Consider the following 23,332-nt stretch of genomic DNA (forward strand, 5'->3'; position numbering starts at 1 on the left):
CCCGACTTCTTCAAGAAGTCGGGAATCTGAGAATCAGAAAAGTTCAAACTGTGAATCATCAATCCTACCAGCTTGATGTAAAGTTTCAGCTATTTCGGAAATAGTTAAAACTGCATGACTTTGATAACCATTTTCCTTTAACTTATCCTTTACTCCTTTTTCATGGTCGATAAATACTACAATATCTTCTACTTTTAAACCAGAGATTTGTAACTTTTCCGCACCTTGCATCACGCTTTTACCAGTAATCAAAATATCATCCACTACAACAACTTTTTCTCCTGGTTGGTAATAACCTTCAATTACTCTTTGAGTTCCGTGTGCTTTCACTTCTTTTCGTGGATAAATCATTGGATGGTGTAACCGCAGGGATAAACCTGTTGCAGTGGGTAAAGAACCGTAAGGAATTCCCGCTATTCTGTCAAATTCTAAAGTTTCCAAAATTTCTGAGTAGGCGCTCAAAATTTGGTGGAAAATTTGGGGTTTAGAAATAATGATTCGCAAATCAATGTAATAGGGAAAAACTGCACCGGAAGCTTGAACATGATCCCCGAAAATGATGCAACCAAGATCATAAAGTTGCAAAATTAAATCTTGATGAGGATGAGAAACAGAAGGCAAAACATCAGGAAGCCAGAGATTGCAGGCGGGGCTTTTTTGGACAATCCTTTGTCTTTCCTGATTGACTAAATCGCGTAATTCTTTTACAGATTCGCTAATATTTTGCCCAGATTCTTCAGTAATTTCTGGTGGTACAGGAATTAATAATCCTTCTCCTTGGGCATCTAAACCAGCTGCTAAAATATCCGGCAAAGCAAAATTTTCGGTTACACCTTCTTGCAATAAAATTAATCTCTCCGGCGCAGCTTGACGAATATTAGCTAAAATATCCAATTTTGCCACACCTGCTTTTAATCCCAATTGTTCGGGAGTTCCCCAATTTTTTGCTTCCTGCACTAAATGTAAATAAAAAGGACGATTCCGATCGGGAAATTCTTGCAATGCAGCTGCACTAGCATTAGCGTTAGTGCATTGGATAAACACGGCTTTGTCTGGATAAACCAAAAATGGTGCTACATGATCCATTCCCGCTAAAGGAGTCAAGGTGACAGCATCTACTTGCCATTGTTCAAACACCATTTTGGCAAACACTGTACTGGTGTGAACATCGCTGTGTTTCGCGTCCAAAATTACCGGAATTTCTGGGGGAATTTTCTTCAAAGTGCGCTTGAGTAGTTCTAATCCCAAAGTTCCTAATGCCCGGTAAAATCCTAAAATTGGCTTGTAAGCACAGACTAAATCGGCAGTTTGTTCAATAATATAGTCCAATCTTTCCCACACTTGTTCTAACAAGCGATCGTGATCCTGACCATTTTGCCCAATCACTACTTCGTCTAAATCGGGATCGAGGGTTACGTACAGTAAGCTTTGGTTCCGTTCGATCGCATACAGCAACTTATCAAAAAACTGCATTGGTTAGCCTTTCTCAACTTGGGTTCTAATAAGAATTTAATGCTACTTTGTTAGGTTTAGGTGTAGTAGCTAGCGGAATGGTAATGGCACGTCGCCGCAAAGCTGGTCAGTCAGCCTAGAATTTCGGCTAGGCACCGAAACACTTTGTCTCGGTGCCGCAGTTCTACTAAAGTAAATAGAATTGACGCACTCTACGGAATATAGGTTTCGATCGATCTAAGAACCTCCTAGTTGATTAGTTTTCTAAATTTAAGTCGTTACAGGTTAAAAGCTGTAGCGACTTACTGCTTTTGGGCTTTTTTCGCTACTCTTGCCAGTGCAACAACGATCGCATTTGCTGCACCAAATCTGAGGCTCTGAAAGGTTTAGTAATTACACCTGCTACTTGTAATTTGGCAAATTGTTTTTGTTCATTCGGTTGTGCTTTAGCAGTTAACAAAATAACTGGGATTTCTTGAATGGTAGGATTTTGTTTAATTTGCCCTAGTGTGGTGATTCCATCCATTCCTGGCATCATCACATCGAGTAAAATTGCATCTGGTTGTTGGGTTTCGGCGATCGTAATTCCTTCCATTCCCGAAGCTGCAATTAATACATCCCAACCCGCAACTGTTTCTAAAGAAATTTGCACGATTTTGCGAATTCCCAAATCATCATCAATAATCAAAACTCGTTTAGTCACCATTGCAATTTTCCTCCCCGATTGGCAAGGTAAAATAAAATGTGCTGCCTTTACCTAAAACACTTTCCACCCAAATTTTTCCCCCATGTTGCTGAATAATGCTACGGCTAATGGCTAAACCTAAACCAGTTCCACCTTTTTCGCGAGAATCAGAAGCATCTATTTGATGAAATCGCTCAAATATTGTTTCTAATTTATCAGAGGGAATTCCTCTACCTTGGTCTTTAATACTAAACTGAAGTTGAGTAGAAGATAAGGTTTTTTCGGGGGTTTGAATTCGTTTTATTTTCAGCCATACTGTACTATTCTCGATCGAGAATTTAATGGCATTACTCAATAAGTTAATTAAGACTTGCAGTAGGCGATCGCCATCAGCATAAATTGGGCAACTGTCAATTTTTGTGCTTAATTTAACTCTCTCCTGATTCGCCATTTCTTGCATTTGGTCGATCGCTATTTTCACTATTTGTGCAGGATCGCAGCAGCTTTTTTCTAAGCGAATTTTTCCAGATTCTAGTCGCTCTAAATCGAGAATATCATTCACTAACCGTACTAAACGCTCGACTCCTTCAGCGGCGATTTGAATTACGTTTTGTCCGGTTTCGGAAGTGGGATCGACAATATTTTCTGAGAGCAAACTGAGAGCAGCTTGCATAGAAGTTAAAGGAGTGCGGAGTTCATGACTGACTATTGACACGAATTCACCTTTCATCCGTTCTAGTTTATAGCGTTCCGTAACATCTTCCCCAATGCTGATCAAGCCGATCGCATTACCTTGTACATCATGCAATAAAGTGTTACTCCAAGCAATCATCCTCTCCTCACCGAGTTTTGTCAAAATGGGATTGAGCACATAACTATGAGTGTTCACTTCTTGGATAATTTCCTGAATAACTTTATGGATTTCTGATTTTCTAGTAGATGGGAGAAATTTGTCAACCCAGAGTTTTCCCAAAACTTCTGCTTCGGTATATCCAGTGAGTTTCAGGAAAAAGGGGTTAGCATATTCGATTAACCCTTGTCGATCCAAACCAATAACTATTAGTTGTATATTATCTAGAAGGGATCGCCAACGACGATTTTTTTCTTTTAAGTCTGCTTCGGTGTTTTTGCGATCGGTAATATCTTGAATTTGTCCAATAAAATATAAAGGTTTTCCTTCTTGATTTCGTAACAACGAGACACTAAGCAAACCCCAGACAGGATAACCAAGTTTGTGAAGATAGCGTTTTTCGATTTGATAAGTTTTTAACTCACCCCTGAGAGTTTGCTGCATATAATCAATATCGAGATCCAAATCATCAGGATAGGTAATCGCCTGAAAATTAGTTGCCAGTAACTCAGTTTCGGAATAGCCAACAAACTCGCAAAAAGCCGCATTAACTCGTAAAAATTGACCATCAAAAGCAGCCAGCGTGATTCCTGTAGCTGCATCATCAAAAGCACTGCGAAATCTAGCTTCACTGTTGCGTAAGGCTTGTTCTGCCTGGACATTTTCTGTAATATCTTGAGCAGTACCGTAAAGACGAATTAACTCTCCAGCGGCATTATATCCGACTCTTCCAATGGCTTGAATATAGCGAATTAAATTATCTGGCAGCACAACTCGTAAGATTAATTTGTAAGGTTCACCTGTGGTAATAGCTCGTTGCACTGCTTGATGCAATTTTCCTCGATCTTCAGGATGATAAAGCTGTAAATTTTCCTGATAGTTTGGTTCTCCTAATGTGCGATCGCGGTTATGAATTTGAAATAATTTTTCTGTCCAAGTAATTTCTCCGGTAACTAAATCGTAATCCCAATTACCGATGTGGGCTACTCGTTGGGCTTCTATTAGTCGATCTTGATTTTTTCGTAATGCTGCTTCTGTTTCTTTGCGATTGTTAATATCATTGGAAATTACAATTGCTGCGGAAATTTCCCCATCTTGCCAAATTGGAGCAATTCGCGTTTCATACCAAGCTAAATTTCTTCTTTGAGCATCTTTATAGCCTAAAACTTCAAAAGTAGTTGCTTCACCTGAGAGAAAAACTTGCTCAACTGCGGCTTTTTGAATTGGCTGATATTCGGGGATCACATAGTCATAAACACTCTGTCCAATCACAGTTTCTAGAGAAAATTCGGGTAAGACTCGATTAATAAATAAAATTTTGCCTTCGCGATCGAGCATCAGCACAAAACTAGGGGCATTTTCGACTAAACTGCGCCATTTAGCTTCACTTTCTCGTAAGGCATTTTCGATGCGTTGACGCTCTCTAATTTCTTGTAACAAATCTGCATTAACTTGAGATATTTGTGCGGTTCTTTGTGCTACTCTTTGTTCTAATTCCGCAGTGAGTTCAAAAATTTCTAATTCGATTTTTTTGCGATCGGTAATATCCAAAGTTACGCCAATCATGCGATAAGGTGTACCATCTTCTTTATAATAAGCTTGTCCTCTTGCCATTAACCAATGAACGCTACCATCTGCCCAAATACAGCGGTATTCTGCCTCGTAGCGACTATGTTGTTCTAAAGCTTGACGAACAAATGCTTGCATGATTGCTCGATCGTGCGGGTGAATCAATTCTTCAATTAATTGACGATAGCTAAGTTCATCTTCTGAAGAAAGTCCAAGATTTGCTTTATATTGATCCGAAGCAATTAATTCCTCTGTGAGCAAATTCAATTCCCAAGAACCTGCTTTTGCTGCTTCTAATGATAATTGCAAACGTTGTTGGCTTTCTTGCAGTTGCAATTCAGCTTGTTGGCGTTGCTGTAGTGTAATTTGCTGTTCGGTAATATCTAAAGCCGTACTAATTACTAACCTCCTGCCATCAGGAAGTTCGCCTAAGAAAGCTGAAGAAAAATTCCAAATGCGAGTTTTTTGAGATTTAGTAGCGATCGTATATTCGCCTTGGGAAACTCTTTTTCTTTGGTTGTAAAGTTGCTGAATTTCGGCATTAAATTGGTTACGTTGTTTTCGATAAGCTTTATTGATCCAACTAGTTATTGTGGGAATTTCGGATTTAGTATAACCAGTAATTTCTGTCCAGACTTGATTAATTAATAATACTTCGCCATCTTCAGCATGAAGCATAATTGGCATGGGAGCATTTAAAATTGCGTTACGGAAATGAGCTTCACTTTCTTGTAATGCAACTTCTGCTTCCCGACGTTCTTTAAGTTCTGTTTGTAGTTGAATAACTAGTGCTGCTTGCTGAATACCAATGCTAACTTGAGTAGCTAATTGGGATAAAAAATCGATTTCTGTATCTTTCCAATGTCTAGGTGCTGTACAATGATGAGCTATTAGTAAACCCCAAAGGTTTTCTCCAGGTAAAATCGGAACTACGAGGTTAGCTCGGACTTGAAAATTAGATAAGAATTCGATATGACATGGATGGATATTAGTAGTGGTGTAAATGTCTTCGATCGCCCGAACTCGCCCTTGACGATAAGCTTGAATCCAATGTTCTCGGAAGCAATCATCTTTAATTTCCCATCCCAACATCGAAAAGGCAGGATCGGCAACAGATTCTACTACAATAGTTCCACTAAAATCGGGTTTAAAGCGATAAATAATTACGCGATCGCAGTCGAAAATGCGTCTTACTTCATTAACTGTAGCTGCCAGAATTTCATTTAAATCTAAAAACTGACGAATATGCAAAGCTGTAGTAGAAACGAGTTGTTCCTGTTCTTGTTGCTTTGGTTGTTCTTGGCTTAATTGTATTCTTTCTAAAACACTCTTGACAGTTTTATGTAATTTTGTAGCAGTAAGTTGGCTTTTATTTAAATAATCTTGTGCGCCACTTCTCAATAATTCAACTATAATTTGTGCATGATCGTTAGCAGTAATTACAATTATTGGTAATGGTTTTTGTTTAATCCGTTTACCTAGTTCAATGAGAAATTCTTGAGCAGTCATATCTGGTAACAAATCGTCAACCAAAAGTAAATCTGGCATCAGCTGTTCGCACCTTTCTAATGCTGCTTGTGGGTGGGAAAATTCTAAAATTTGGTAGTTGTATTCTTCATCTTGATTGAGATAGTTTTGATAAAGAATGCGATCGCTTTCTTGTGGTGCAAGTAACAAAACAGTGCAAGATAATTTGGTATTGAGAACTTTGGGTAAATTTAGCGATCGATTAATCTGTTGGGTAACATCTGCTAAGAGACGATCTTGTTCGATTTGTTCTGCTAATTGCGCCCCAGTTTCTTTCACTTGTCGTTGCAATTCCCGATTACAAGTTTGTAACAACTGGATATTTTCATTTTGCAGGCGATCGACCTCTTGGCGTAATAGTTGAATCACAGTATATGCCTCAGCGGGATTCATTGCTTGCAAAATATTGCTCTGAGTTAAAATACCCTCTAAGCTACCCTCTTCATCACATACAACTAACCGCCGAATTCGATAGCGATTCATTAATTGATATGCTTGTAATAAGGAATCTTCTGAGGAAATTGGCAACAATGGCGTACTCATTACCATTGCTGCTTGAGTTTGATAAAAGTCTAGTTTTAAAGTATGAAACCTCACAATATCTCGTTCAGTGATAATTCCCACAGGTAAAACTACTTCCGTGTTATCTGTTTGAGCAATTACCACACAACTAACTTTTTCCTGTGCCATTAATCGCACAATTTGAAATAAGCTAAACTTAGGAGGTGCATAAGTTACCTGTCGTACCAACACTTCTTTAACTCGCCGCAAGCGTAACAAATCGCTTGGTTGCAGTGACTCCCGCAGAGTCTTCATCGTAATTAATCCGTACATCAACCCAAATTTATCTAATACTGGAAGATGGCGAATTTTTTGTTCTTGCATTAAGTTAAATACGCTGGCAGCATCTTGTAATTCTGTTAAAGAAATGGCAATCAACTGCCGAGTCATAACTTCAGCAATGGTTAATTTATCTAAGGAAATTCGTTGAGAAATTAGCTTGACTAAATCCCGTTCTGTAAAAATTCCCACTAGTAATTTGCGATCGACAACTAACACGCTACTAGAGTGTGTTTGCTCCATTTGCTGAATCACTATTGGAATTACTGTATCAGAAGTAACGGTGAGTGGATGACGATTAATTGCTTGATAAACTGCTCCTAATTCAGGAGATAAAGCTATTCGACAAACTTCTGGTATATCAGTTAGATCGGAGTTATCTGAGATACAAATTGGAGCAGAATTTTTTCCCTGTTTCAGGGCAGCAATTTCTGCTCTTAGTTGCTCTAATTCAGCAATTAATTGATTTTTAGTTTTATGGCGATCGCTCATCTCCTGTTTTTTCCTACATTAGACTTGAGATTTTAGATCTTTGAACTAATTAATAGAGAATTAAAAGATTTTAATTCAAAAATTGCTTTCCGAATTCAGTTGCTAATATTCGATTTCTCCCTTGAATTTTAGCTTGATAAAGTGTTCGATCGGCAGAACGGTAAAGCGTTTGTAAATCCTCTCCATCTTCTATAAGTTGAGAAATTCCAGCACTAAATGTTACTTGAAATTCACTGCCATCTCTGGCGGTAAATTTAATTTTTCTTAGGGTATTGAGCATTTTAGTTATCCGTTTTACGCCATTTTCCTTAGAAATTCCATACATTCCTACGACGAACTCTTCTCCTCCCCAGCGCCCAACCACATCTTCCCGACGAAATGATTGACTGAGCAATTGCCCAAAATAGTTAAGAACGCGATCGCCCATTTCATGTCCGTACCGATCGTTCACTAACTTGAATTGATCTAAGTCTAATACAGCTAAACTAAAAGGTTGTTGCTGACGAACCGCTAAACGCAATAAACGAGTAATATCTTGCATAGATTTGCCACGATTACTCACTCCTGTTAATGAATCTAATTCAGTTTGGCGGCGCATTTTTCCCTGTTCTAACCTTTTTCTCACCCGAATTAACAGATTTGTAGGCACAATTGGTTTATGTAGGAAATCATCTGCACCCGCCTCAAATCCCTGTAAAACTGTTTCGGAATCAGTATGAGCAGATAAAAACAGAATTGGTAAATTGTGCCATTGGGGATCGTTTCGGATAATTTGGCAAAGGTCAAAACCATTTAATTCCGCATTTTGAGAAGTTCCATTACTTGTAGGACAACCATGTAATTCTACATCGAGAATCAACAAATCAGGAACAGTTTGTTCTAAAATTTCCCAAAATCTTAAGGGATTGTCTAAGAGGATTAAATCATAACCTTCCGGTTCGAGAAAATTTTGTAATATTTTAAGGATTTGGGGATCGTCATCAACAATTAATAGTTTGGATAGAGCTTGATGGGATTGTTGCAAAGTTTGGCTGATCGCTGCTAATACTTGAGAAGGTGCGATCGGTTTTTGTAAAAAGCCCTTACTACCTAATCTAGCAGCTTGGACGCGATCGTTCAATTGATCCCTAGCCGTAAATACAACAACCGAAATCTCTGGATAATCTCTGTGCAATTCCGCCAGAAAATCTAACCCACTTTCGTCAATTTCTGCAAAGTTTAAATCCAGTAACACAACATCTGGTTCTTGCTTTAAAATTAAATTTTTCGCTTGCTGTATATTAGTTGCTACTTCCGCCTGAATTCCCCAAGTAACCGCCTCCGATGCTAAATTTTGAGCCAATATTAAATCATCATCAACTATCAGCAAATTAGCCGAAGCAGAGTCAACATAAGCAGTTTTATTTTTCGGGATTTTCTGAGTTATTTCTATCTTATAATCTCCAGTCATTTCCCCGCGTAATTTCTTCAATAATCCTCTTAATTGTTTAGCTTCAGAATTTCCTAAAGGTGATTCTTGTTGGAAAACTTGCTGGATTTGGCGAGATATTTGGGAAGCTTCTTCCAAGCCGAAACTACCTAACGAGCCAACGAAAGTATGTGCTTCTCTTTCTGCTTTCTGTTGTAATTCCTTGGTCAAATTGCCTGTTTTTAATGCTGTTACCGCTTCTTCGATAATGGTAAGGCGATCGATATAAGATTCGCGACATTCTTGCCAAATTTCCCAAAGATCTGAGGAAGGAAAATTAACAGATGCAGCCTTAGTAGCAGCAGGAATTACAGGTAAAGAATTCTGCTGATGATTATTATCGGGATGTGGTCGCAGTAATCGGTATCCTAACTTATAAATTGTTTCAATAATATCTTTAACTCCAGCTTGCTTCAACTTTTGCCGCAAACCTTTAATTTGCGCCCGTACCGCATTTTCCGTTGGCGTTTCATGCTGTCCCCAAAGTTGTTCAATCAATCTACTTTGACTAAATATTTGATCGGGATAACGTAAAAATAATTCCAACAATTGATATTCTTTCAGAGTCAGAGAAACTGGATTTCCAGCAACTCGCACATCACAGTTTTTCGGATACAACTGCAAATCTCCCCACTGTAATGTAGACGATCGCTGCACCTGACCTCGCCGCCCCAAAGCCCGAATTCGTGCTAACAACTCATCTAAATTAATCGGTTTTACCAAATAATCATCTGCCCCCGCATCTAAACCCATAACTTTATTAGTTACCGTATCTACTGCGGTCATTAATAACACTGGAGTTTCTTGATTAGGAAGATGAATCGCAAAATTTCCTCCCGTCCGTAACTGTTGGCAAAAAGTAATTCCATCAAGTTTAGGCAACATTACATCCAGTAAAATTAAATCATACTGAAACACCTCAGCTAACTCCCATCCTTGTTGACCATCAACCGCCGTATCAACTTGATACTGCTGCCAGTTTAATGTTGTTTGTAGCAAGTTAGCCAAGCTTTGATCGTCCTCTACTAAAAGAATCTTCACAAATTTATTTACTCCAATTTGTCTGCTTGATTCAGTAGCTAAAAGCTTGATTTATTAATTTTCTATGCCATAATTTTGTTTTGACGCAGATGTGGAAGCAATTTGTAAGAATGCACCAAGCTTCCAGCTTACTGAAGGTTAGTAAGAATTTGAATGATTCTAAGCTATCAAAAATATGTAAGAAATTTATGTGGTTTTTGTGAAAATTAAGAATAACTGCTAAAAACCGCTAAATCTCTGCTATTAAGTGCTTCCGCATTTTTTCGTTCGCTCGCAGTAGGTAAAATTACAGGTATTTAACTTTTGTATAAGAATGTTACAGATTCACAGATATTTCACAAATTTTTCAGACTCTAAAACCGTTATCAATTTTCTTTACAAACTTATCCAGAAAGTTCAGTTCCGACTCATTAGTTGCTTTAATTTTTTTAGGTAACAAACTACTATGAATAACTGTCCTTGTTGTTCCCACAAAATGCTTCGCCACGTCCGAAACCATCAAGTTTATTGGTTTTGTCGCCATTGCTGGAGTGAAATGCCCTTACTAGAACAAAAAGTTCCCAGTTTGATTCCATCTCTGGGTAGAGATTTGTTAGTTGCATCTTTAAAGCCTTCATTTAAAGAGTGTTTAACGGCATAAAAATTTAGTGAGTGTCTTCTACAAAAAGTAAAATCATGAGTCAGACAATCGATCGCATCTATCACAACTATTTTTTACCGAGAAAGCCTGCCTCTTGGCGTAAAATTGCCAAAAAATGGGAAACCCGACTAAAGTGGAAGTCGAGAAATGTTTGGTTAACTTTAGAGCGATCGTGAATTATTTCCATCATCCTGGGAAATTCCCGGAAAAAAACTCATTTCTAGCCAAAATGAATAAATTCCCCATAGGAGCTTGACGCTGACAAACATCTCTGCTAACTTCATAGAGTAAGCATTTATATTTCAGTTTCGAGCCAAGTATCTCAAAGCAAACAAAATGTTAAACAAATCTTATTACTTTTATTTTTGGTATCCAGCGGTTCACCGAGAGTGATCCAAGAACGCTTGGAACCAACCCGGTGAACCGCAGATCAAAAAATCTGCGGTTTTTTGTTTATTGCAGGACAGTTCAATCACAATGACTACATCACTTTTCAGTTGGTTTTATGGATTTTATTTTTGGCCCAGAAACAGTTCCGGGTAAATAAGTCCTGTCGCCAACTTGACAACCACCCCCGGAACATGAAATAAGGTTCCGGGTTTTTTATTAACCACACTTTTTCATTAAGGAGAAAACCAATGTTCAACGCAACCCTAGCATCCCAAACCGAACTCAACCAACAAACCATTGTCAAACTAACAGATGAAGTACAAATAGGCGGCAAAGAATTAATAATTATTGGTGGGCCATGTGCAGTCGAAAATTTAACCCAAATGGAACAAGTCGCCAGTCATTTAGTTAACTCAGTGCAAGCATTACGCGGTGGAGTTTACAAACCTCGCACCTCCCCCTACTCCTTCCAAGGTTTAGGTGAGGAAGGATTGAAAATATTCACGCAAATTCGAGAGCGTTATAATTTACCAGTTGTCACCGAAGTAATGTCAATTAGTCAAATTGAAACCGTCGCCGCTTATGCCGATATGCTGCAAATTGGCAGCCGAAATATGCAAAACTTCGACTTATTAAAAGCATTAGGACAAGCTGGAAAACCAATTTTATTAAAACGAGGTTTAGCCGCAACAATTGAAGAATTCATCAACGCCGCCGAATACATTTTAAGTCACGGAAACCCCGACGTAGTACTTTGTGAAAGAGGTATTCGCAGCTTCGACAATTATACGAGAAACGTCTTAGATTTAGGAGCAGTAGCCGCACTAAAACAACTAACTCACTTGCCCGTAATTGTAGACCCATCGCACGCAGTTGGAAAGCGGGAATTAGTTGCGCCTTTAGCGAAAGCTGCGATCGCTTGTGGTGCAGACGGATTAATCATAGAATGTCATCCAGAACCCGAAAAATCCGTTTCCGATGCCCGTCAAGCCCTTTCCCTAGAAGACATGGTGCAACTAGTAAAAAGTATAAGACCTGTAGCAGAAGCGATCGGCAAAAGAATCCCAACCTCAAAAAACCAACCACAACTTTTAGCAGCATAGAAATAGGATAGGCAAAGTCTATCCTATTTTTATTTCGTAACTTTCAGAAACCCGGTTTCTTCAAGAAACCGGGTTTCTTTCACTGAACCTAAATCTGTCGTAAAAAGCCAAATTTCAGACACCAACCAATAACCCCATCTGTGTTTATCTGTGTTTATCTGTGGACATCTGTGGTAAAAAAAGCCAAATCTCAGACACCAACCAAAAATCCCATCTGCGTTCATCTGCGTTCATCTGCGGTTAAAAAAAGCCTAAGCTATTTTCAAACTAGCAATTTGTTGAGCAAACCAAGCCGCAGCACTACCATTAGTTCCCTCTTTCAACCGCCCCAAAGTTTGCGCTAACAAAGAAATAGGTAAACCTGCCAAAGCCAAAGAAGAATCACATTCCCGATACTTCCCATTTGCATCCAACTGAAACGCAAAAACCCTTAAACATTGAACATCAATCACCCAATATTCAGAAATTCCCATATCAGCATAAAGCCTTTTCTTCTGATCCAAATCCGTTGCCAAAGTCGTATCAGAAACCTCGCCAATTAAATTAGGTACTCGCCACCGATTCAAATCAATTCGACGCGGTTCACCTTCTGTCCATCGCGGATAATCATCACCCAAATAAAGCACTAAATCTGGCGCACCTGCTTGTTTTGGCGCTTTTTCTAATAAGCAACCTCCTAACGAACTAAATATCTGTTCTGGTTTTTGGATAAACCAGAGAATGAATAACATAGAAAACAGTTCATTGATAGTAGCGTGATTGATTCCTTCCCAACCCATATCAATTACCAAAATATAGTTTTCATGGAAAAATAGCCGCATCCTGTTATTAGTTCGATCGTCCCGATAAAGTAAATAATCTTCCCAAGTAGCGGGTTGCCAATGATGCAGAATTTTTGCATTTTTTTCGCTGACTGTGGTAATTGATGCAGTCATGGTACTAATATTGAAATGGTTTTAGTAAATTATAGCTTATTTTATATATCAGTTCGTAGTAAACGCTTCAGCATTTTAGCACTGAAGTGCTTACTACAAACCTAAATCATGCTTTTAATTTTGCGACTACGTTGGCGACATTTGCGCCGAGTTTTTCCACTGATTCTTGTTGTTTTGGATCTACCAAACTGCCATCATAATTGAAAGCTTCATAAGCTTTTGGAACAGCGATTTGATCGGGGAGAACAATTACTTTAATGTTACCTAAGATCGATCGCACAGTCACCAACCCCCGCAAACCCCCCAAAGCACCAGGAGAAGCACTCATAATCGCCGCTACCTTATCCACAAAAGCCGCCAAAGGAGGAGTATTTTCCCCAGGACGCGAAGCCCAGTCGATCGCATTTTTCAAAACCGGAGTAATCGAACTATTATACTCAGGACAAGCAATCAAAAGCCCATCATGAGCAATCATTAACTCCTTAAACTTTCGCGCACTTTCCGGTGTTCCCTCCTCCTTTTCTAAATCTTCATCAAACAGCGGCATTGGAAAATCACGCAAATCAATATAAGTCACCTCCGCACCCACTGAACGCGCACCATTAGCAGCAACTTGGACTAATTTCTTATTATAAGAATCCGTGCGAGTGCTACCTGCAAATGCCAAAATTTTGGGCCTATAAGCCATAAATCCTATTCCTTTGCGATCGGTTTGTGAGTGAGTAATTTTAAATTACCCAGAGCAATTATACTATAATCAAATCATCGCCTTTGGCGAGAATTTTGAATAATTTGTTGCAATTGTTGTACCAACTTAGGATTCTGCTGTAACAACCGAATTAGTTGCTGATTTTGACTTCCCACCTGTTGTACAAGTTGCGGATTACTTTCAAGTTGTTCAAGCAACTGTGGGTTTGATTCTACTAATTGTTGCACCAACATTAGAACTAACTCTGGATTTTCCAGTAGTAACTGTTGTGCTTGTTGAGTTAAAGCAGGATTTTGTTGAATCAGCTGTTGTACTTCTTGTAAATCAGTAGTTTGAGCAATTAAATCAGCCTTAGCGAAATTTCCCAGAGTTAAAACACCCCAAAAACTTCCCACTAAAACAGTAGTTAAACCTAACTTAGTAAATTGCATCATTTTTGTTAATCCCGTGAAAAATAGTAGACTGAGGTACGTTGTTGCGCTTTAGCGCCAAAGCGCAACAACGTACCTAATCTTAGGCTAAATCAAATAACAAAAATTCAACAGAATTGGTTGCCTCAATAGCCACACGATTTTCCTCGCTAATAGCCGCACCATCACCAGCTTTCAAAGGTAAATCATTGAGCATAATTTGCCCTTTGATTACTTGTACCCAAGCATGGCGCTGTGGTTCCAGATTATGCACCACCTGTTCGCCCGATTCGAGTAAACTAGCGTAGAGATCCACATTTTGGTGAATGGTAACAGAACCATTTCTACCATCGCCAGAAGCAACTAAGCGCAGTTGAGCACGCTTTTCTTCATCAGCAAACATTTTTTGTTCATAACCTGGTTTTAAACCTTTTTCATTCGGCAAAATCCAAATTTGTAGAAAATGCACAGGCTCAGTTTCAGAATGATTGTACTCGCTGTGAGCAATTCCAGTGCCCGCACTCATTCTTTGCACTTCACCGGGACGAATTACCGAACTAGTACCGATCGTATCTTTGTGTTCTAATGCACCTTCAACCACATAAGAAACAATTTCCATATCTTTGTGAGGATGCGTACCAAAACCCATTCCCGGTGCAACTCGGTCTTGATTTATCACTCGTAAATGACGAAATCCCATAAAATTAGGGTCATAGTAAGAAGCGAAAGAAAAAGAGTGATAACTATCAAGCCAGCCGTGATTTGCGTGTCCTCTTTCCTCTGCTGGGCGGATGGTAATCATAGTAATTTCCTGTTACTTACTGCGTTTTATTTCTATATCTACTTTAGAACCTATAACGCTAGAATGAAAAGTATGCACTTTAAAGTAAGATAGTTCCCAAAAAGTTACTATGGAAAGTTTAGATACTTCAGAAAGGTTATCTTGTTCGGTAGAAATCACCTTAAAAGTGATAGGCGGACGTTGGAAAGTATTGATTTTACGAGAACTTTTTACTGGTATCAAAAGGTTCGGAGAACTACACCGAGCTTTGCATGGAATTACTCAGAAAATGTTGACACAGCAGTTAAGAGAATTAGAGCAAGATGGAATTATTAATCGTCATGTTTATTTACAAGTGCCGCCGAAAGTCGAGTATTCGCTGACCGAATTGGGGGAAACATTAAAGCCAATTCTTGATGCTATGCACGAGTGGGGGTTGAAGTATTTGGAGAAGAGATAGTAACGAAGATAATAAAATACTTATGTAGCATAATACTTATTTATGCCTACTTTATCGCTATCTCCTAGTAAACAACTTGAAAATTTGTAACTAGTGTCTACATTTTTCAAACTTCTGTTTGGTAAAAGATAAAACTACCATCATCATCTGAAGTTATAACGCAGAGTTCACAACCTTGGAGAGGTTTAGGAGCTAGGGGATATCGGTTTTTGGTTTTATACTGTTTGGAGCCAATTTCGTCTGTGTAAAATTCTGCTATCCAATTGTCTATAGCTGTTTCTAAACTTTGGATTTCGTCAGAATGTTGTTCTTTATTAGATACTTTGTCATAGAACTTTTTAGAAGTCTTTTCATCAACTTGAGCAAATTTAATACAGGTATTCATACCTGGAGCTACTCCCAATATAAACATTATATATAATATCCTTGACGCTTTTTCTCTAGCTCGATTATATGTAAGATACATTTTAGGATGATAAGGTTTTTCAGGTTTTGGACGGTAGCAGAACACTTCAAAGCCTGAAAAAATTATTGTAGGCTTATTATTATTGATATTGAAATCCATCAACATTTCTTTTAATTTTGAACCTTTGAAATTAATCATTTCAACATAGTTTCCTTCAGTCTCAAAATCAATTTTATGAATCCGAACCATTAGAGTTGGTTGTCCTCGGAAAACAATCAGTCCTATCTCATCACTTCTGATGATTTCGCCAACAAATATACAAAGATTATGAAGAAAACCTTGAATTGGATCAGTATCTATCAATTTGTTGAAAGCCCATTTAATGTCCGTTGCTTTTATTACTTTAGCCATAGTTCATTGTTCTGTGATGACAATTTTGAGTTACCCTTCCACACTTAGAGAGCATTGGAAGAAAAACTTTTATTACTGTTATAAGCCTAAAAACAGTCAGTGTGGGGGTAAACTGAAGGAAAGTTTTCGTTTGCGCTAATGTCCTCATCACAGGTTCCCCCTAGATCATCTCCACCGAAGAAGCACCTAACTCCACGCAAAAAGACAGAGAAAGTCTTAGCCGTAATCTTTGATCCTATTGATGTCATTGGCAAGGCTGTAATGGGAGATCTATGGAAAACTCTATGTGAATCTATACGGGATGCGATCGCACTCAGTTTGCTACTCCAGATTCCAAGCTTAATTGGAAAATGGATTCTGGGTAAGGAGTTTTCAGGGTTTGATGCTTGTATGCTCGAAAGCCCGTTAGGAGTTAATCGTTATGCGTGTTTCATTATCGTTGCTTCAGACTTTTGCCTTTGGTTCGTTCTGGCAGGTCGGATCATCAGTCGCTTTTTGACAGATTTGAACCAACTTTTTATCAAGAAGGGAGGTAAACGTGCGGGTAATCCCTAACTTACTAATGTTTCCGTGGCTTCAATCTTTAATCAGGCAGATACTCTTTGTTTTTTTAGGCTTTATAGTTCTTTTATTAGTAACCAAGGGTTCCCCACCATCTTCTTGGTTAGCTACTTACGCTTTTTTTAGTGTTTTTTTGGTGGCTCTGGATGAGTATAGGCAGAATTTTCAAGGCTCAGATACCAACGAGGAATTTGATGAATTAACAGAGGAAGAATTAGCTCAACAGAGGCGCACTCTAATAACCAAAGATGCTCAATTAGAAATTCTTCGACGAAGTGTTAGCGAATGGAATGAGTGGAAACAAGAAGCAAGTTTAGAAATAGATCTTAGTCGAGCTAACCTACGAGAAGCTAACCTCTTTGGGGTTGACCTCTCTGAGGCTAACTTGCGTGGAGCTAACTTGCGTGAAGCTAATCTTATGAGTGCAGATCTTACGTATGCAGACCTCCGACATTCACACCTTAGTAGAGCTAGCTTGCAGGAGGCTAATCTCACTGGTGCTAATCTTAGCAGAGCCAACCTTAGCGAGACTAACTTCAGCAGAGCCAATCTCAGCGAAGCTAATTTTAGTTGGTCACACCTTAGTGGAGCAGATTTCAGTGAAGCTTACCTGATTGAGATTGAGGTTAACTTTAGCAGATCTCACCTTAGCGAAGTTGACTTCAGCAGAGCCAAGCTTAATGACTCTAATTTTTTGTTGGCTGAACTTACTGGAGCTAACTTTCGCGGAGCAGACTTTAGTGGAACCAACTTTATGGGGGCTGACATTAGCGGAGCAGACCTTCAAGAAGCTAATCTCAATGGAGTTAACCTAAATAGGGCTGACCTTTGTGGGAGCAATCTTTTTAACACCATTCTTAGCTACGCTAACCTTATTGGTGCTGATCTCAGCGAAACTGACCTCAGTAGCGTGATTGTAGAAGGAGCAATCTTTGGAAACAACCGTGGGTTAAAGGAAGAAGACAAGACAAATTTACGTAGTCGTGGAGCTATTTTTCGAGACTTGCCAGACTCAGATGTTCCGGCTTCATTACAAAAATAATTAAAATTACATTCTGTCTCTGCTGTCAGCAGCAAATTCTAAACACGCTCTGATATCTTCTTCAGTCAACTCAGGAAAATCATCCAAAATTTCTGCATGAGACATCCCTGCTGCTAACCAACCTAAAACATCATAAACTGTAATTCGCATTCCTCTAATGCAGGGTTTTCCACCACGCTTGCCTGGTTCAATGGTAATGATGTTGCGATAACTCATAACAAACTTAACTTTAATTTTTTTCCTCAGTTTAGCCTTTCTTGTCTTCCCTTCTGCCTTCTGCCCTCTACCTTCTAGCTTGCGGCAACTACCCTGATAACATACGGTTCTCACGACTGCTATTCCTCAGCCCAGAGAGCTAACCTTTAATCAGTACACAAAAGTTCACACAGCAGGATGAAGATTCATCCATAATTATTGAACGCTCGGCGAGGTAAGCCCACTTATGTTTGAGTACTTTACAGACAAAGCAGTTAAAGCAGTAATGCTAGCTCAGGAAGAAGCGCGTCGCCTGGGACACAACCTCGTGGGAACCGAGCAAATTCTCCTGGGGTTGATTGGAGAAGGAACCGGAGTACCTGCTATAGTCCTGAAAGATAATGGCGTTACTCTGGAAAAAGCACGTAGAGAAGTAGAAAAAATTCTTGGTCGGGGTAGTCGTTTCGTCCCCAGAGAAATTCCCTTCACCCCAAAGGTTAAGCGGGTTTTTGAGCAAGCTTATCAAGAAGCTCGTCAATTAAGACATAATTACATTGGCCCTGAACACTTACTGCTGGCAATTATTCAGGAAGAAGCTGGAGTTGCAGTTAAAGTGTTGGAAAATTTGGGTGTTGACATTGCCATGCTTCGCAACGAGATTATCAAGATGCTGGGAGATGTAGCTACCGTTGCTCCTGGTGGTAGACAGCAAGGATTTTCTCGTGGTAGAACGAAGACTGCAACCTTGGATGAATTTGCAAGTAACCTAACGAAATTAGCCGCTGAAGGTAAGTTAGATCCGGTTGTTGGTCGGGAAAAAGAAATTGAACGCGCTGTGCAAATTTTAGGTCGTCGGACTAAGAATAATCCAGTTTTGATTGGAGAACCGGGAGTTGGTAAAACTGCGATCGCAGAAGGTTTAGCACAACGCATCGCTAACGAAGATATCCCGGAAATGCTGCAAGACAAGCAGGTTTATAGTTTGGATATGGGTTCTTTAGTTGCGGGAACTCGTTTTCGCGGTGATTTTGAAGAACGCATCAAAGCAATTCTTGATGAAGTTCGTCAAGGTGGAAATATCATTTTGGTAATTGACGAAGTTCACACTTTAGTAGGTGCAGGTGGTGTGGAAGGCGGTATGGATGCTGCTAATTTACTTAAACCTGCATTAGCAAGAGGTGAATTGCAATGTATGGGAATGACAACTTTAGATGAATATCGCAAGCATATTGAAAGAGATGCTGCTTTAGAACGTCGTTTTCAACCAATAATGGTCGGCGAACCTTCTGTAGAAGAAACGATCGAGATTTTATATGGTTTGCGTTCTGCTTATGAACAACATCATAAGGTAAAAATCTCGGATGAAGCGTTAGTTTCGGCGGCGAAATTTTCCGATCGTTATATTTCCGATCGCTTCCTTCCCGATAAAGCAATTGATTTGATTGATGAAGCTGGTTCTCGCGTTAGATTCAGAAATTCTCAATCTTCTGGAACTAAGGAATTGAAGCAAGAATTGCGGCAAGTTACCAAAGAGAAAGAAGAATTTGTCAGACAGCAAGATTTTGAGAAAGCTGGCGAATTGCGCGATCGGGAAATGGAGTTAGAAGCTCAACTAAAAGCGATCGCTGACAACAAAAATCAGCCAATTCATCCTGAAGCAATGCCGATCGTAGATGAAGAAGATATCGCCCAAATCGTAGCAGCTTGGACTGGTGTTCCGGTTAGCAAACTAACAGAAACCGAATCCGAATTGCTGTTACATTTAGAAGATACTTTGCATGAACGTTTGATCGGTCAAGATGAAGCGGTGACAGCAGTTGCGAAATCGATTCGTCGCGCTAGAGTTGGGTTGAAAAATGCTCAACGTCCGATCGCCAGTTTCATTTTCTCAGGCCCTACCGGAGTTGGCAAGACCGAATTAGCCAAAGCATTAGCCGCTTATTTATTCGGTTCTGAAGAAGCGATGATTCGCGTCGATATGTCCGAATATATGGAAGCTCACACTGTTTCTAAATTAATTGGTTCGCCTCCAGGTTTCGTCGGTTACGATGAAGGCGGTCAATTAACCGAAGCAGTACGCCGCAGACCTTACTCGGTGGTGTTGTTTGATGAGATTGAAAAAGCTCACCCCGATGTCTTCAATACCTTGTTACAACTGTTAGATGATGGTCGTTTAACCGATGCCAAAGGTCGCACGGTAGACTTCAAGAATACCTTGTTAATTATGACTTCAAACATCGGTTCTAAGGTGATTGAAAAAGGTGGTGGTGGAATAGGTTTTGAGTTTGCCGAAAATCTAGGTGAAGCGAATTATAATCGAGTTCGCAATTTGGTAAATGATGAACTTAAGCAATATTTCCGTCCTGAATTTCTCAACCGAATTGATGAAATTATCGTCTTCCGTCAGTTAACTAAGGATGAAATTAAGCAAGTTGCTGGCATTATGTTGCGCGAGATTTCTTCTCGGTTAAGCGAACAGGGAATTAGCTTGAATGTGACTGAGAGATTTAGCGATCGCTTAGTCCTAGAAGGTTACAATCCTGGTTACGGTGCCAGAGAATTAAGACGGGTAATTATGCGACTTTTAGAAGATAGTTTAGCGGAAGCAATGCTATCAGGTCGCGTTCAAGACGGTGATACTGCTGTTATTGATATTGGCGAAGATGGCGAGGTAGTTGTCACCGCAGAGAAACAGCGTAATTTAGTTCTGCAACCTGTTGGTTAAAGCTTTGCACTGTTAGTTTCCCCCTGGTAGTAGTACTGGGGGATTTTTTGTACAAATAATTATCCCATCTGTGTTCATCTGGGTTTATTTGTGGTAAAAATTCAGTCTTATTTTGAACCGCAAAGAACGCAAAGAACGCGAAGAGAAGAAGAAGAAGGGGATAAAATCACCAAGAAAGGCAAAAAAAGATGACCTCTTTACTAGATAATTTACTGGATTTAGCAGGAAGTACGGGTTAAAAAGTTTCCTTATTTCCTCCTACCTTGTCCTCTATCTCCGTAGCAGGTTGAAGTTTTAGCAACTTACTCAATTTATCTCGCTGATTTACTAAGTAAATACTCACTAAAGTTAAGCTAACACCTAACCATTGATGAGGTTGTAGCATTTCGGAAAGGAAAAGATTACCAAACAATAATGCAAATACCGGAGTTAGAAAAGTTAGCGAACTGAGACTAGTTAAACTACCACGAGAAGCAAAGTAGAAGAATAGACCATAAGCGATCGCACTACCAAAAATCGTCGCATAACTCAAAGCCATCCAACTAGAAAAATCCAAATTTTGCCACTGCTGAGTTTCCCGAATAGCCGAAAGCGCAAACAAAGGTATACCACCTAAAATCATGTGCCAACCCGTCGCTACCACAGGATCGACATGGCGACTAACAAACCGAGAAATTACTGTTCCCATCGCCATCGACAACGCCGCTAGCAGCATCAACCACAAACCTCGATCGAACAAACTGGAGATTACAACTTTAACGTCAGTAAATTCTTGAGGGAAATCAGCCAGCATCCCTAATCCTAAATCTTTATTAGCAGGATGCAACAGCCCCATAATCCATTCATTCGGCAAACCAATTAAACTAATCCCAAAAACCCCTATTCCCAAACCCAACCAACCCCACAAACCAATCTTTTCCCCAAAAATCAACAGCGACAAAACTGCCACAGCTAAAGGTTGGGAATCAATCATCACCGAACCTAAACCCGCATCAGTGCGAACTAGACCTGCCGCCAAAAAACCTTGAAACAACGCCGCATCAACAAACCCAAACAAAGTAATCCATAACCAAGCTAACAAAGTCCGCGGTTGAGATCTGCCAGTAAACAAACAAAAAAGTAACACAAACACCCCAGCCGGCACTAACCGCACTCCTGCCACAAAAAAAGGTGTCGTCTGCGGCATTACACCTTTCATCGCCACCATTGCCGTCCCCCAAAGGAAAAAAGGCGCAATCAGCAGCAAAGAAGCAAACGGCATTCTAAATCGGTTGATTTCTCCTTTTAAAACGGTTTCTCCACGATCCGTCACCGTGGGAGATTCTAAATTAAAGCCTTTTTCTAAATCAATTTGCGTTTCTTTTAAATTCATTTCTGGATTGGGAGATCTCTAATAAATATCTTGATTGTACAGAATTGTATAGTTCTGTTAAGCAGATTACAAAGAGGCAGAAGAAAGAGTTGTAGGGGCGGGTTTAGTAGAGAAATCTCTGGTCATAAGCTGTTACGCATTTAAAAGTCATATTGTAGGGTGCGTCAGATTTAGATATTTTCCTTTCTACATAGGCTTTACCGTCTGACGCACCCTACTCGTTAATAAGTGATTTAAATGCGTAACAGCTTAGCAGAAGAATTAACAACAAAACCCGCCCCTACAGAGTTTTGAGTTTCCCCAATCCCCCCAATCCCCCGGTTTCTGCTTAGACTGAAGATAGGAAGTAACTATCATCACCAATAAATCTTAATTACTCATGATTTGGCCGTTTAAGCCTAAGTTTCGCAAACAAATAGCCCGGATAGAAGTTTCAGGTGCGATCGCAGGTGCAACTCGCAACAGAGTGCTAGAAGCCCTAAAAGTCGTAGAAGAAAGGCGTTTTCCTGCCCTACTGCTGCGAATTGACAGTCCTGGGGGTACAGTGGGAGATTCCCAAGAAATTTACAGTGCCCTGAAGCGTTTACAAGAAAAAGTCAAAATTATCGCCAGTTTTGGCAATATTTCCGCCTCTGGTGGCGTTTATATCGGCATGGGTGCCCAGCATATTATGGCTAACCCCGGTACAATTACTGGTAGCATTGGCGTAATTTTGCGGGGAAACAACCTAGAACGCCTGTTGGATAAAATTGGTGTTTCCTTCAAAGTGATTAAATCTGGCCCTTATAAAGATATTTTGTCCTTCGATCGCGAACTCACCGAACCAGAAAAAAATATCCTCCAAGAACTAATCGATACCAGTTACCAACAATTCGTCCAAACCGTTGCCGAAGCAAGGCAATTAACAGTAGACTCAGTAAAAACTTTTGCTGACGGTCGGATTTTTACCGGACAACAAGCCGTAGAATTAGGCATTGTCGATCGTTTGGGAACCGAAGAAGATGCCCGTCGCTGGGCAGCAGAATTGGCAGGACTTGACCCAGAAAAAACTCGCTGCTACAACTTTGAAGAAAAGAAACCCTTGTTCAGTCGTTTAATTTCTGGGGATAGACAGGAAAGCACCGCTTTATCCGCAGGCATGAATTGGTTAGAATTTGAGCTAAAGACAAGTGGTCAACCCTTGTGGCTATATAAACCATAAACTTAAACAATTTGGTACTTTGTAGGTTCAATCTCAGGTTTTGTTAATATTGCTGACGGCACTGCTG

General features: G+C 39.7%; 18 protein-coding genes. 6 read left to right on the forward strand and 12 right to left on the reverse strand.

What is annotated here, in order from left to right:
- Positions 1-33: 33 nt before the first annotated feature.
- The 4 genes from ACE1B6_RS29355 to ACE1B6_RS29370 all read right to left on the reverse strand — a co-directional run bounded on the left by ACE1B6_RS29355 (position 34) and on the right by ACE1B6_RS29370 (position 9,924).
- Positions 34-1,473 (reverse strand): bifunctional orotidine-5'-phosphate decarboxylase/orotate phosphoribosyltransferase, encoded by a 1,440-nt coding sequence (locus ACE1B6_RS29355; RefSeq protein WP_413260846.1) that lies wholly within the window; start codon positions 1,471-1,473, stop codon positions 34-36.
- A gap of 304 nt (positions 1,474-1,777) precedes the next feature.
- Positions 1,778-2,158, reverse strand: a complete 381-nt coding sequence (locus tag ACE1B6_RS29360) for a response regulator (RefSeq protein WP_413260847.1) — start codon at positions 2,156-2,158, stop codon at positions 1,778-1,780.
- Positions 2,148-7,415 (reverse strand): PAS domain S-box protein, encoded by a 5,268-nt coding sequence (locus ACE1B6_RS29365; protein ID WP_413260848.1) that lies wholly within the window; start codon positions 7,413-7,415, stop codon positions 2,148-2,150. The genes ACE1B6_RS29360 and ACE1B6_RS29365 overlap by 11 nt, the downstream gene beginning before the upstream one ends.
- Before the next feature lie 70 nt (positions 7,416-7,485).
- A complete protein-coding gene (locus ACE1B6_RS29370; protein ID WP_413260849.1) occupies positions 7,486-9,924 on the reverse strand; it encodes a response regulator in 2,439 nt (812 codons plus the stop codon).
- A 445-nt stretch (positions 9,925-10,369) separates the two neighbouring features.
- Here ACE1B6_RS29370 and ACE1B6_RS29375 point away from each other — a divergent pair, with 445 nt between their 5' ends.
- Positions 10,370-10,564, forward strand: a complete 195-nt coding sequence (locus ACE1B6_RS29375; protein WP_413260850.1) for a hypothetical protein — start codon at positions 10,370-10,372, stop codon at positions 10,562-10,564.
- A gap of 67 nt (positions 10,565-10,631) precedes the next feature.
- Here ACE1B6_RS29375 and ACE1B6_RS29380 read toward each other — a convergent pair whose 3' ends face one another.
- The gene (locus ACE1B6_RS29380; RefSeq protein ID WP_413260851.1) at positions 10,632-10,754 is read right to left on the reverse strand and encodes a hypothetical protein; all 123 of its coding nucleotides are present in this window, start codon (positions 10,752-10,754) and stop codon (positions 10,632-10,634) included.
- A gap of 448 nt (positions 10,755-11,202) precedes the next feature.
- On the opposite strand from ACE1B6_RS29380, the gene aroF reads away from it, so the two are divergent.
- Entirely contained in the window at positions 11,203-12,057 is an 855-nt protein-coding gene (gene aroF / locus ACE1B6_RS29385; protein ID WP_413260852.1) for a 3-deoxy-7-phosphoheptulonate synthase, read from the forward strand.
- A 251-nt stretch (positions 12,058-12,308) separates the two neighbouring features.
- Here the strand turns inward: aroF and ACE1B6_RS29390 are convergent, their stop codons facing one another.
- From ACE1B6_RS29390 to ACE1B6_RS29405, 4 genes are all read right to left on the reverse strand, one after another.
- Positions 12,309-12,992, reverse strand: coding sequence for a Uma2 family endonuclease (locus ACE1B6_RS29390; protein ID WP_413260853.1), 684 nt, complete (start codon positions 12,990-12,992; stop codon positions 12,309-12,311).
- A 106-nt stretch (positions 12,993-13,098) separates the two neighbouring features.
- The gene (locus tag ACE1B6_RS29395) at positions 13,099-13,680 is read right to left on the reverse strand and encodes an NADPH-dependent FMN reductase (protein ID WP_413260854.1); all 582 of its coding nucleotides are present in this window, start codon (positions 13,678-13,680) and stop codon (positions 13,099-13,101) included.
- Positions 13,681-13,754: 74 nt separating this feature from the next.
- The gene (locus ACE1B6_RS29400; RefSeq protein WP_413260855.1) at positions 13,755-14,135 is read right to left on the reverse strand and encodes a hypothetical protein; all 381 of its coding nucleotides are present in this window, start codon (positions 14,133-14,135) and stop codon (positions 13,755-13,757) included.
- Between the two features lie 79 nt (positions 14,136-14,214).
- The gene (locus ACE1B6_RS29405; protein ID WP_413260856.1) at positions 14,215-14,913 is read right to left on the reverse strand and encodes a pirin family protein; all 699 of its coding nucleotides are present in this window, start codon (positions 14,911-14,913) and stop codon (positions 14,215-14,217) included.
- A 109-nt stretch (positions 14,914-15,022) separates the two neighbouring features.
- On the opposite strand from ACE1B6_RS29405, the gene ACE1B6_RS29410 reads away from it, so the two are divergent.
- Positions 15,023-15,352, forward strand: a complete 330-nt coding sequence (locus tag ACE1B6_RS29410) for a winged helix-turn-helix transcriptional regulator (RefSeq protein WP_413260857.1) — start codon at positions 15,023-15,025, stop codon at positions 15,350-15,352.
- 106 nt (positions 15,353-15,458) lie between these two features.
- On the opposite strand, the gene ACE1B6_RS29415 is transcribed toward ACE1B6_RS29410, so the two are convergent.
- Complete coding sequence (locus ACE1B6_RS29415; protein WP_413260858.1) at positions 15,459-16,169, reverse strand: hypothetical protein; 711 nt, start codon at positions 16,167-16,169, stop codon at positions 15,459-15,461.
- A 697-nt stretch (positions 16,170-16,866) separates the two neighbouring features.
- Between ACE1B6_RS29415 and ACE1B6_RS29420 the strand changes: the two genes are divergently transcribed.
- A complete protein-coding gene (locus ACE1B6_RS29420; protein ID WP_413260859.1) occupies positions 16,867-17,772 on the forward strand; it encodes a pentapeptide repeat-containing protein in 906 nt (301 codons plus the stop codon).
- A 6-nt stretch (positions 17,773-17,778) separates the two neighbouring features.
- On the opposite strand, the gene ACE1B6_RS29425 is transcribed toward ACE1B6_RS29420, so the two are convergent.
- Entirely contained in the window at positions 17,779-17,988 is a 210-nt protein-coding gene (locus ACE1B6_RS29425) for a DUF433 domain-containing protein (protein ID WP_413260860.1), read from the reverse strand.
- Positions 17,989-18,214: 226 nt separating this feature from the next.
- On the opposite strand from ACE1B6_RS29425, the gene ACE1B6_RS29430 reads away from it, so the two are divergent.
- Positions 18,215-20,692: an ATP-dependent Clp protease ATP-binding subunit gene (locus ACE1B6_RS29430; RefSeq protein WP_413260861.1), complete on the forward strand. Its 2,478-nt coding sequence runs from the start codon at positions 18,215-18,217 to the stop codon at positions 20,690-20,692.
- 235 nt (positions 20,693-20,927) lie between these two features.
- On the opposite strand, the gene ACE1B6_RS29435 is transcribed toward ACE1B6_RS29430, so the two are convergent.
- The gene (locus ACE1B6_RS29435; protein WP_413260982.1) at positions 20,928-21,953 is read right to left on the reverse strand and encodes a DMT family transporter; all 1,026 of its coding nucleotides are present in this window, start codon (positions 21,951-21,953) and stop codon (positions 20,928-20,930) included.
- A gap of 490 nt (positions 21,954-22,443) precedes the next feature.
- Between ACE1B6_RS29435 and sppA the strand changes: the two genes are divergently transcribed.
- Entirely contained in the window at positions 22,444-23,265 is an 822-nt protein-coding gene (gene sppA, locus ACE1B6_RS29440) for a signal peptide peptidase SppA (RefSeq protein WP_413260862.1), read from the forward strand.
- Positions 23,266-23,332: the final 67 nt, after the last annotated feature.

Origin of the sequence: Floridaenema fluviatile BLCC-F154, assembly GCF_041929135.1 — a bacterium.
Lineage (GTDB): Bacteria > Cyanobacteriota > Cyanobacteriia > Cyanobacteriales > Aerosakkonemataceae > Floridanema > Floridanema fluviatile.